At 44.7% G+C, this 11700-nt stretch carries 10 protein-coding genes; 5 read left to right on the top strand and 5 right to left on the bottom strand.

Annotation, left to right across the window (positions count from 1 at the left end; translation table 11 throughout):
• Positions 1-67: 67 nt before the first annotated feature.
• Both ntrB and NIES593_RS04840 read right to left on the bottom strand, forming a co-directional pair.
• Complete coding sequence (gene ntrB / locus NIES593_RS04845; protein WP_073598502.1) at positions 68-907, bottom strand: nitrate ABC transporter permease; 840 nt, start codon at positions 905-907, stop codon at positions 68-70.
• Positions 908-1023: 116 nt separating this feature from the next.
• On the bottom strand, positions 1024-2358 hold the full coding sequence (locus tag NIES593_RS04840; RefSeq protein WP_073598534.1) for a CmpA/NrtA family ABC transporter substrate-binding protein: 1335 nt from the start codon (positions 2356-2358) through the stop codon (positions 1024-1026).
• A gap of 689 nt (positions 2359-3047) precedes the next feature.
• Between NIES593_RS04840 and gyrB the strand changes: the two genes are divergently transcribed.
• The gene (gyrB, locus tag NIES593_RS04835) at positions 3048-4976 is read left to right on the top strand and encodes a DNA topoisomerase (ATP-hydrolyzing) subunit B (RefSeq protein ID WP_073598501.1); all 1929 of its coding nucleotides are present in this window, start codon (positions 3048-3050) and stop codon (positions 4974-4976) included.
• Between the two features lie 37 nt (positions 4977-5013).
• Here the strand turns inward: gyrB and pdxH are convergent, their stop codons facing one another.
• On the bottom strand, positions 5014-5661 hold the full coding sequence (pdxH, locus tag NIES593_RS04830; protein WP_073598500.1) for a pyridoxamine 5'-phosphate oxidase: 648 nt from the start codon (positions 5659-5661) through the stop codon (positions 5014-5016).
• A gap of 39 nt (positions 5662-5700) precedes the next feature.
• Here pdxH and NIES593_RS04825 point away from each other — a divergent pair, with 39 nt between their 5' ends.
• A complete protein-coding gene (locus NIES593_RS04825; protein WP_139253625.1) occupies positions 5701-6492 on the top strand; it encodes a segregation/condensation protein A in 792 nt (263 codons plus the stop codon).
• A 114-nt stretch (positions 6493-6606) separates the two neighbouring features.
• The gene (locus tag NIES593_RS04820; protein ID WP_073598498.1) at positions 6607-7785 is read left to right on the top strand and encodes a nucleotidyltransferase family protein; all 1179 of its coding nucleotides are present in this window, start codon (positions 6607-6609) and stop codon (positions 7783-7785) included.
• A 9-nt stretch (positions 7786-7794) separates the two neighbouring features.
• Here the strand turns inward: NIES593_RS04820 and pyrR are convergent, their stop codons facing one another.
• Positions 7795-8328 carry a bifunctional pyr operon transcriptional regulator/uracil phosphoribosyltransferase PyrR gene (gene pyrR, locus NIES593_RS04815; RefSeq protein ID WP_073598497.1) on the bottom strand — a complete coding sequence of 178 codons (534 nt, stop codon included), beginning with the start codon at positions 8326-8328 and terminating at the stop codon, positions 7795-7797.
• Positions 8329-8374: 46 nt separating this feature from the next.
• On the bottom strand, positions 8375-9208 hold the full coding sequence (gene lgt, locus NIES593_RS04810) for a prolipoprotein diacylglyceryl transferase (protein WP_073598496.1): 834 nt from the start codon (positions 9206-9208) through the stop codon (positions 8375-8377).
• A gap of 266 nt (positions 9209-9474) precedes the next feature.
• On the opposite strand from lgt, the gene NIES593_RS04805 reads away from it, so the two are divergent.
• The gene (locus NIES593_RS04805) at positions 9475-10215 is read left to right on the top strand and encodes a cytochrome c biogenesis protein CcdA (protein ID WP_073598495.1); all 741 of its coding nucleotides are present in this window, start codon (positions 9475-9477) and stop codon (positions 10213-10215) included.
• 101 nt (positions 10216-10316) lie between these two features.
• Positions 10317-11693, top strand: a complete 1377-nt coding sequence (locus tag NIES593_RS04800) for a cytochrome c biogenesis protein (protein ID WP_073598494.1) — start codon at positions 10317-10319, stop codon at positions 11691-11693.
• The last annotated feature ends 7 nt before the right edge of the window (positions 11694-11700 follow it).

Here is an 11700-nt window from a genome sequence, read left to right as displayed (position 1 = left end):
GAAAGAATTTGAATGTAGTGCGGGCATCCTGCCCGCGCGAGCAAGATGCTCGCACTAACAAAGAAATTTACTTCTGTTCTTCAGGAACGACGAGACTAGCAATAAAGCCAACCAAGCGATCTAGTAAGAAACCAACGATGCCGACGTAAACGAGGGCGAGAATTAACGGGCTGAGACGGCCGCTATTATAGGAATCCCAAATAAAGAAGCCGATGCCAACGCCGCCTACCAACATTTCAGCAGCGACGATTGCCAGCCAAGACAAACCAATCCCAATTCGCAACCCCGTAAAGATATACGGAACGGTTGAGGGAAAAAGAATATTGAAAAAATACTCAACTTTAGAGAGTTGCAAAACTCGCGAGACGTTTTGGTAATCGCGAGGAATTTGTTGAACTCCTACCGTAGTATTGATAATGATGGGCCAAATTGCTGTAATGAAAATCACAAAAATAGCGGAAGGGTTTGCCTGACTAAATGCCGTTAAAGAAATCGGCAACCAAGCTAAAGGGGGAACGGTTCGCAACACTTGAAAAATTGGGTCTAGGGCATCGAACATCAGGCGATTAGAACCAATCAAAATGCCCAAACCAATCCCAACAATAGCGGATAGAGAGAAGCCAATCCCAACCCTTTGCAAGCTGGCTAAAATTTGCCAAAATAACCCTTTATCCGTTCCGCCGTTGTCAAAGAAAGGATTGATAATGAGCGGATTCCAAGTTTCTTGGAGAATCGTTAAAGGTGCGGGAATCCCAGACTTGGCTCCCCCGGCTAAAATTTGCCAAACGATTAAGAAAATTGCGATCGCTACGATGGGCGCAATAATTTTTCTGGGCGATTTTTGCAGGGCTGGTAGCAGAGAAGCCAATCTATTATTTTGGGAGCGGGATGGTAAATTAGCAGTCATTTCGATCGGTTATTGTTTTTTGGTTAGTAGTTAGTTGGTATGAGGTAGTTAGTAGCTAGCCTTAGCAATTAGTAGAATAAAATACTATTAACAACTAACTACTAACAACTGACTTTCTATACTTTCTTAATTGCCAGACTCTTGAGATATTCTTCTGGCTTTTCTGGATCGAACTGCACGCCATCGAAGAAGGTTTCTACACCGCGAGAAGTACTTTTAGGAATCTCTGCATCGGCAACTTTTAGTGCTTTAGCCGCTTCTTTCCAAAGATCCTCGCGGTTGACTTCATCGACTAATTTTTTCGTATCCGTATCTGGCTTAATATATCCCCAGCGAATATTTTCGGTTAAAAACCAGAGATCGTGACTCTTGAAAGGATAAGACGCATTATTCGACCAGAATTTCATCAACTCTGGGAAGTCTTTTTTGACGACACCCGTACCGTAATCGATATCGCCTTTCATGCGTCCCAAAATATCCTTTGCTGGAACTTTTAACCACTTATCCTGGGAGATAATTTGGCACATTTCTTCTTTGTTTTCTGGCTTATCGCACCACTGCTGGGCTTCCATTACTGCCATCAGAAGTGCTTTAGCTGCCTTGGGATTTTTATCGACCCAATCTTTGCGCATGGTGAAAGCTTTTTCTGGGTGATCTTTCCAAAGTTCTCCGGTCACAATAGCTGTATACCCTAATTGCTGGTTAATTAGCTGAGCATTCCAAGGTTCGCCGACGCAGAAAGCTTCCATATTGCCAGTTCGCATATTGGCTACCATTTGCGGTGGCGGTACGGGGATGAGGGAAACATCTTTATTCGGATCGATTCCTCCAGCAGCTAGCCAGTAGCGAATCCACAAATCGTGAGTTCCGCCTGGGAAAGTCATCGCTACTTTAATTTCTTGTTTGCCGCCTGCTTTTGCTTTTTCAAAGGCTCCTTTGAGGGCTTTGCTATCCAAACCGACTTTTAGATCTTTGTAGGTATTCGCAACAGAAATTCCCTGACCGTTAGTATTGAGGCGAGCGAGGATATACATCGGTAGAGGTTGCTTGGTCTTGGTGATTAGACCCATCGTCATCAAGTAAGGCATGGGGGTCAAAATATGCGCCCCGTCGATGCCGCCACCGTCAGAACCCAGTTCCAAATTGTCTCGCGTGACGGGCCAAGATGCTTGCTTGACAACCTCTACTCCCGTCATGCCATATTTGTCGAAAAGACCCTTTTCCTTAGCAATAATTAGGGGAGCCGAATCGGTCAGCGCGATAAAACCGAGTTTGGCGGTCGTGACTTCGGGTCCGTCACCTGAGGCAGCAGCAGGACTCGTCGTTGCAGCGGGAGAAGATGTCGGCGTAGTTGTCTGAGTATTGTTACTGGTGCAGCCATGAAGAATCACTGTGCCTGCGGCAGTAGCACCTGCGGTTAAAATAAATTTGCGTCTAGATAGTTTGCTCATGTTTTCTCGATAATTTCTAGCTGTTAGAAAATAGGCAAGATTTAGATTGTCGAAATTTAATCGCATAGGTAATATCAAATCTGGTTAAACAGCCATATTGCTTGTAGGGGTGAGTTTAGCTAAGATTTTGAGTGTAATTAATAACTTAAAAACAAAACCCCTCTCCACCGATATTGCGGGCAATCAATCGGATTTGATATCAATCAGAATTTCTGTGAGAAATAAACGTCTATTAAATACTTTTTTAGACAATTTTTCTCGGCAGTAAATTTGGGTAATAATTCCATTGAGGTTTGGATTTTTTAAATCATTGAGGGGTACTTGGTTTTCAATTTACAATCTTTAATGAAGGAGATTGTATTTTTTGTTACAGATAGTGATTTTTAATGCATTTTTAGCATCACAAAGATTTTTTATTGCATAAACTCAGTGGAGTCTGAGGAGCGTTTTTACGAAGTTAGAGGAGGATCCGCCGTCTCACGGCGGATCCTCCTCTAACTCTAGGTGATTTATGGTACAATTGTATTAATTAAAAGAAGTTCGAGAAAAAGTTTTTAGGGGTTCAGCCCTTAACAAACTTTCCTTAGAACTGCTCTAAAGCCGTCTGTAACCCTTTTGTGTTAGAATTTTTGAGGATTTTGCTGTCAAGAGAGTCGTTCGGTGGCTCTTAGCTTGATTTGAGGAATTTTATGACGAGCACGAGTAACTACGGTGCAGAACAGATTCAAGTTCTTGAAGGTCTAGATCCTGTACGCAAGCGTCCGGGGATGTATATTGGTACGACTGGACCGAGAGGACTCCATCACCTCGTTTACGAAGTGGTAGATAACTCTATTGACGAAGCGTTAGCAGGTTATTGTACCCACATCGAAGTCGATATTAACCCCGATGGTTCCGTCACCGTAACCGACAACGGACGTGGTATTCCCACAGATACCCATCCTACCACTGGCAAGTCAGCCCTCGAAACTGTCATGACAGTCTTGCACGCTGGCGGGAAATTTGGCGGCGGCGGTTACAAAGTTTCAGGCGGACTGCACGGTGTTGGCATTTCCGTCGTCAATGCCTTATCGGAATGGGTAAAAGTTACTGTCTGGCGAGACAACAAAGTTCACACCCAGCGCTACGAAAGGGGCATTCCCGTTACCGAGTTAGAAATCAAGCCAGAGGAGGAAGAACGCACGGGAACATCTGTCACCTTCTTACCAGACTTGCAAATCTTTACGGGCGGTATTGAGTTCGACTATAGCACTCTCGCCGGAAGATTGAAAGAACTTGCCTATCTCAATGCAGGAGTCAAAATTACCTTTTCCGACAAGCGAGGGAGCGAACTCCACGTCGAAACCTATTGCTATGAAGGCGGAATCAAAGAATACGTCGCTTACATGTGTCGGGAAAAAGAACCCTTACACCAAGACATTATCTATGTGTCGGGAGAAAAAAATGGCATTCAACTCGAAGTTGCCATGCAGTGGTGCGTTGATGCTTACAGCGACAACTTATTAGGATTTGCCAACAATATCCGTACCATTGACGGGGGAACCCATTTAGAAGGATTAAAAACCGTTCTGACGCGCACGCTCAATAACGTTGCTCGCAAACGAAATAAAATTAAGGACAACGAGCCTAACCTTGCTGGAGAAAACGTTCGAGAAGGATTGACGGGGGTCATTTCCGTCAAAGTTCCCGAACCCGAATTTGAAGGACAAACTAAAACTAAACTTGGCAATACAGAAGTTCGAGGAATTGTCGATTCCATCGTCGGGGAAGCCTTGAACGAGTACTTAGAATTTCATCCTCAAGTTGCCGATGCGATTATAGACAAAGCGATTCAAGCTTTCAAAGCAGCTGAAGCTGCCCGTCGCGCCCGCGAATTAGTTCGCCGCAAATCGGTCTTAGAATCTTCTCCCTTGCCAGGAAAATTAGCCGATTGCAGTTCTAGAGATCCCAGCGAGTCAGAAATCTTCCTCGTGGAGGGGGATTCAGCTGGTGGCAGCGCCAAACAGGGAAGAGACAGGCGCTTTCAAGCGATTCTGCCGCTACGGGGAAAAATCCTCAACATCGAGAAAACCGATGATGCCAAGATCTACAAAAATAACGAAATTCAGTCGTTAATTACGGCACTGGGATTGGGAATCAAAGGAGAAGAATTTGATGCGTCGCAGTTGCGCTATCATCGCATCGTGATTATGACCGATGCTGACTCGGATGGCGGTCACATCCGCACTTTATTGCTCACATTCTTCTATCGATATCAACGGGAATTGGTCGATCGCGGTTTTATTTATATCGCTTGTCCTCCCCTCTATAAAATAGAGCGAGGTCGCAATCATTACTATTGCTATAGCGATCGCGAAAAAACGCAAATAATCAATCAGTTTCCTGCCAATGCCAATTACACTATCCAACGGTTCAAAGGATTGGGGGAAATGATGCCCGATCAGCTTTGGGAAACGACGATGAACCCAGAAACCCGCACCCTCAAGCGAGTCGAGATTGAGGATGCCGCGGAAGCCGATCGCATCTGTACGGTGTTAATGGGCGATCGCGTGGCTCCCAGGCGAGAATTCATCGAAACCTACGGTCCTCGACTCGAATTTACCGATTTGGATATCTAATTCCGATTTCAAGAATCTCTGTAACGCCTAACCCCTACTACGGCGCTAACCGTTCTCTCAACCAGCTACCATCTTCGAGCAAGCGATAGCGCAGGCGATCGTGCAGGCGACTGGGGCGACCTTGCCAAAATTCGATCGAATCGGGAATGACTCGAAACCCTCCCCAGTGGGGCGGGCGGGGAATTGCTTGTCCGGCATATTTTTCCTTGAGTTGGGCGAATCGCTTCTCTAAAACCTCGCGACTGGCAATGACTTGGCTTTGATTGGATACCCAAGCCCCTAGCTGGGACGTTTCGGGACGACTGGCAAAATATTCGTCCGATTCTTGGGCGGAGACTTTTTCAACTCTACCTTCGATGCGGACTTGGCGTTCTAGTTGCGCCCACCAAAATACCAACGCCGCCCAAGGAGTTTGGATTAACTGCTGTCCTTTAGCACTGTCGTAGTTGGTATAAAATGTAAAACCCCGTTCGTCGAAATCTTTGAGCAAGACCATACGGGCTGAAGGTTTGCTATCTGGCGCGATCGTTGCTAAAGTCATGGCATTGGGTTCGGGCAGCTGAGCTGCGACTGCCTCCGCCAACCAGACTTGGAACTGTTGGAAGGGATCGCGATCGGCATTGGCTTCGCTTAAGCCTGCAAGAGTATAATTTTGACGTAGATCGGCTATCGAGATGTTCGCCATTTAACTTTGTATCGTTAATCTTTCGCAGTTCTCAAATTTATTATGATAACGCCTGCTCAAGAAGCGATCGCCACCTTAATCGAATTGGCACAAAATGGAGAAATCAACCCTTGGGACGTTCCCGCGATCGACATCATTGACCGTTTTTTGAGGGAGTTGGGACTTCCCGACGAGATCGATGCCGTTCGAGGACAGGCAAATTTACCTAAATTCGGGCAAGCTTTCTTGTGGGCATCAATGCTAGTGTTACTCAAAGCCGATACCTTAGCAAGTCTCGAAGCCGATGAAGAAGACATTGTTCCGGAAGAATTAGAATTATTATTAGAAGAAGAAAATTCCCAACGCTCCCTACCGAGGGATTTAGAACGCCATATCCGCAGGCGAGCTTCAGCACCACCGCTTCGCAAGCGACGGGTGACGTTGCAAGAGCTGATCGCGCAAATCGAGCAAATTGCTGCTGAATTAGAGAAAGTCTCCGATTCTGCTGCTGTGGTAGAGCGTTCTCGTCCTCAATCTCGCCGAGAAGCCATTCGCACGATCGCTCAACTCGCTCATCAGGAAAATTTGACCGAGTTAGCTAGCCAATTAGAACAGTTTCTCACCTTTGAGTTGCCGCAGCTAGCACCCGAAAAGACGCAAATCGAGCTAGAAGAACTGTTGAACTGGTGGGCGCAAAGTTCGCTCAACGATGCCAGGGCTATGGGAGAAACTCCTAAAGCGAAGGATAAAGTTGGCGTTTTCTGGGCGCTGTTGTTGCTGTGTTCTCAGTCTAAAGTGGAGCTATCTCAAGCTGAATTTTATCAAGACCTTACAATTCAAGTGGTTCGCTAGATTGTCCCCTCGTTGAAAACGATTTTCTCGATTTGTGCGAGGTAAGTGCTAAACTGGGCATTATTATTCATCATAGTCATTGTCATTCGCGCCATAGGTGAGGAACAAGTATTCATGAAAGCCATGATTCTGGCGGCTGGTAAAGGAACTCGCGTAAGACCGATTACCTATGAGATTCCCAAGCCACTAATTCCCATCTTTCAAAAGCCAGTAATGGAGTTTTTACTAGAACTTCTACGAGAGCATGGCTTTGACCAAATAATGGTAAACGTGAGTCACCTAGCCGATCGCATCGAAGATTATTTCCGCGACGGTCAGCGCTTTGGCGTTCAAATTGCCTATTCCTTTGAAGGGCGGATCGTTGACGATGGGAAGTTGGTAGGAGAGGCATTAGGATCGGCAGGAGGCTTGCGGCGCATTCAGGATTTTAATCCGTTTTTTGACGAGACTTTCGTGGTTCTCTGCGGCGATGCACTCATCGATCTAGATTTAACCGCAGCCGTCAAATGGCATAAAGAAAAAGGCGCGATCGCTACAATCGTTACCAAATCCGTGCCTAAAGAAGTTGTCTCTAGCTATGGGGTAGTCGTCACAGACTTAAGCGATCGCATCGTCGCTTTCCAAGAAAAACCCTCGGTTGAAGAGGCCTTAAGCACCCAGATCAATACGGGAATTTATATTTTTGAACCAGAAGTCATTGACTTTATTCCTCCTGGGATAGAATACGACCTCGGCAGTCAGCTATTCCCCAAGCTAGTCGAGAAAGGCGCTCCTTTCTACGCTGTCAATATGGATTTTGAATGGGTAGATATCGGGAAAGTCCCCGACTACTGGCACGCGATTCGAGCTATTTTGCTCAGAGAAATTAAAAATGTCGAGATTCCTGGAATTGAGGTCAAACCGGGTATTTATACCGGACTCAACGTAGCAGTTAATTGGGATAAAGTAGAGATTACGGGTCCCGTTTATATCGGGGGAATGACGAAGATCGACGATGGTGCCAAGATTATCGGACCTTCTATGATCGGTCCGAATTGTAGGATTTGTAGCGGCGCTACAGTGGATAACAGCATCATTTTTGATTATTCCCGTTTGGGATCGGGAGTCAGATTGGAGAATAAATTAGTCTTTGGTCGCTATTGCGTCGATAAAACCGGAGCGTCAATCGATATGAAAGCCGCTGCCCTCGATTGGCTCATTAACGACACTCGCAAAACGCCAAATTTTGAAGAAACGCAAGAGCATCAGGCCATCTTTTCCCTGCTAAATAACGGCACTGGCTCTGGCGAATAGAGCTAGTTTTTATCCTTTAATCAACTCGACTGCATCGCGTCCGTCTACTTGCTGAAGATAGACTTTCACTCGTTCCTCAGAAGCGGTGGGAAGTTTTTTACCAATAAAATCGGGATGAATGGGCAATTCTCGATGTCCGCGATCGACCAAAACTAGCAAGCGAATAGCTTGGGGTCTGCCGTATTCGGTAACGGCATTTAGAGCAGCGCGGATAGTGCGCCCTTTATAAATAACATCATCTACTAGAATAACTGTTTTGCCAGTGAGATCGAAAGGAATTTTGGTTTTTTCTGGGGTTCGCGTTTTAATGCGATCGAGATCGTCCCGATAAAAGGTAATATCGATCGCTCCTATGGGAACCTTGACTCGTTCGAGGATCTCGATTTGATTGGCTAGCATGGCAGCTAAGGGAACGCCTCTAGTGTAAATTCCCAATAAAACAATTTGAGAAAGATCCCCCGATTTTTCTACTATCTGAGAAGCCAATCGGGTAACAGTACGACGGATCTCTTCGGCTGATAGAATTTCAATAACTTGTGTCATTTTGGCGATCGCTCAGTTGTCCTTTGTCATTAGTCATTGGATAGTGTTAGTCGCTACTGGGAACTACATCTGGTAAGGAACGCCTAAACCAGTAAACCCATACAAGTGCGATCGAGCTAAGAAGAATTAGAGTTAGACTAACCATCTGAGCCATTTTTAAAGGACCAAACATTAAGCTGTCGATACGCAATCCTTCAATCCAAAAGCGACCGATACTGTAGGCAACGAAATAGACTAAGGCGATCGTACCTACTTTTAGGCGTTCTCGATGTTTCAATCCCCAGAAAAAGATATACATCAGCAACAAAAAAACGAGTAAATTCCAAATTGATTCGTAGAGAAAAGTAGGATGGAAATACTCGTAATCAAGATATTGCGGTGGGCGATTGCTAGGGGGAATATAAAGTTTCCAGGGTAAATCGGTTGGTTTACCAAAAGCTTCCGAATTGAAAAAATTGCCCCAGCGTCCAATGGCTTGTCCTAAAGCAAGTGCGGGAACGACTAGATCGAGCAATTGCCAAACGGAAATTTTATTAAGACGTGCAAAAATCATTGCTGCTAATGTTCCTCCGATAATTGCCCCATGGATGGCAATTCCCCCTTTCCAAATAGCCAAGATATCGCCGGGACGTTGGGCGTATTCTTGCCACTGAAAAATTACGTAATAGAGTCTCGCAGAGGGAATAGCAGCAATAATTAGCCAAATAGCTAAATCTCCGATTAAATCTGGATTAATATTACGACGCTTGGCTAAATATTGCGATAAAGTCACCCCAATCAAGACGGCAGAGGCAATTAAGAACCCATACCAGCGAATGCTTACGGGTCCTATCTCAAACATGATAGGACCGGGCGATTGAAATCGAAAGGCTAACAGCATGGAAAATAAAGAATAAGGTTAGAATCAATTGGTGTCATGATTAGTTCAAAGTTTAAAGTTTAGAGTTCAACGTCCAAAATGTTTGGCTGGCTAATTTTAAACTGTTTTGGTTAATCCTTAATTTTTGCAGTTTGACCGAGCTTTGTTAACTTAGCCAATGATAGATTAAATCTATCATTCCCAGTTTTCCTTTGCACAAATGCGATCGCGTGGTTAGCGATCGGCTCGCTGAGGTACAATTCAACCAGGGTAAGCTTTTTATAAAAATGCTCGAACATCTACAAACTCAACTTTACCAACTCGAACAATTTGCCAATCGCCTGGTCTCTCTACAGTTAACCCATCTAAGTGGATTTAGCCTTGCGATTATTTTCCTGGCAGGACTGCTGACTAGCTTGACACCTTGTATGTTATCGATGTTGCCCATCACGATTGGCTACATTGGCGGTTATGAGGCAAAAGGGAGATTTCAGGCTGCCGTTCAGTCTGCTTGGTTCTCACTTGGGTTGGCAACTACGCTGGCAGGATTGGGAATTGTTGCCGCCTCTTTAGGACGAGTTTACGGACAAGTCGGCATCGGAGTGCCTATTTTTGTGAGCGCGATCGCGATTATCATGGGGCTGAATTTACTAGAATTGCTGCCCTTGCGCTTTCCTTCCTTGGGAGCTACCGATTGGATTAAAGAAGAATTTCCGACTGGTTTGCGCTCTTATTTATTAGGTTTAACCTTTGGTTTAGTTGCTTCTCCTTGCAGCACCCCCGTTTTGGCAAGTCTACTCGCTTGGGTTGCCTCGACGCAAAACTTATTACTGGGAGGGGGATTGCTCCTTTCCTATGCTGGCGGATATGTTACTCCCCTGATTGTAGCGGGGACTTTTACGGCTTCTATTAAAAAGTTACTAGAACTACGTCGTTGGTCGGATTGGATTAATCCGGCGAGTGGAGTTCTTCTGATAGTATTTGGGGTCTTTTCTCTTTTATCTCGGCTTCCTGTAGGAAGTTTTTAAACCGATCTCATCCTAATTTTAATATCCCGATCTTTACCAAGAAATTCATCAAAAACTACCTGCATTACTCCAAAAATCAAAAATTCAAAATCTAAAATCAAATGACAGTTTCAGATTCATCGAATACCTCTGAGTTACTATCTTTACTTCAACAAGGATTTCGCTCTCTTATAAAAGTCATTACAGACCTTCGCCTGGCAATAATTTTACTTTTGGTTATTGCTCTTTTTAGTGTTAGTGGAACCGTTATAGAACAGGGGCAATCGCTGCAATTTTATCAAGAAAACTATCCGACATATCCTGCATTATTTGGATTTATTACCTGGAAGTTTATTTTGATTTTAGGACTGAATCATGTTTATAGTACTTGGTGGTTTTTGTCCTTATTAATTTTATTTGGAACGAGTCTAACTGCTTGTACTTTTACCCGTCAAATTCCTGCTCTCAAAGCAGCTCGACATTGGAAATTGTATCAGCAATCCCGCCAGTTTCAAAAACTCGTCCTTAGCGCAGAATTAGATACAGGTTCTCCTACATCTCTACTTCCTTTGCTACAAAAGCGCGGCTATAAAGTTTTTCAAGAAAATCAGGCTCTCTATGCCCGTAAAGGGATTATTGGACGAATTGGTCCTATTATCGTTCATGCAGGTATTTTGATTATTTTGGCAGGAGGAATTTGGGGAACTCTCACGGGTTTTTTGGCACAGGAAATGGTAGCGAGTGGAGAGACATTTCAGGTCAGAAATATTTTAGAGTCAGGTCCTCTAGCAGCGCCACAAATTCCTAAAGATTGGGCAGTTAAAGTCAATCGTTTTTGGATCGATTACACGCCTAATGGAGAGATCGATCAGTTTTATTCCGATCTTTCTGTTATTAACGAGCAAGGAGAAGAATTAGACCGCAAGACAATTTATGTTAACCAACCCCTGCGTTATCGCGGCGTGACTTTTTATCAAACCGATTGGGGAATTGCTGGAGTAAGGGTGCAAATTAATAATAGCCCCATTTTCCAACTGCCGATGGCTCAGTTGAATACCAATGGAAGAGGTCGCCTTTGGGGAACGTGGATTCCCACAAAGACCGATTTGAGTGAAGGGGTTTCCTTGATTGCAAGGGATCTGCAAGGCACGATGGTAGTCTACGACAATCAAGGCAATTTAGTCGGTGCAGTGCGTTCTGGAATGGCAATACCAATCAATGGAGTAAATTTGAAGATCCTCGAACTCGTTGGCAGTACGGGATTGCAAATTAAGGCAGATCCAGGCGTACCCATCGTTTATGCTGGGTTTGCTTTGTTGATGGCGGGGGTAGTGATGAGTTACGTTTCTCATTCCCAAATTTGGGCATTGCAAGAGGGAGAACGCTTTTATATCGGTGGAAAAACCAATCGCGCCCAAGTCAGTTTTGAGCGCGAATTGATAGCAATTGTAGAAGAACTCAAATCAGAAAAATCCGCTCGAGTTGTGGAAACCGTTTAAGTCCTAT

Origin of the sequence: Hydrococcus rivularis NIES-593 (genome assembly GCF_001904635.1) — a bacterium.
In the GTDB taxonomy this organism is placed as follows: Bacteria; Cyanobacteriota; Cyanobacteriia; order Cyanobacteriales; family Microcystaceae; genus Hydrococcus; species Hydrococcus rivularis.
Note: the sequence above shows the minus strand (reverse complement) of the source record. Positions and strands in the feature narration are given on the sequence as shown.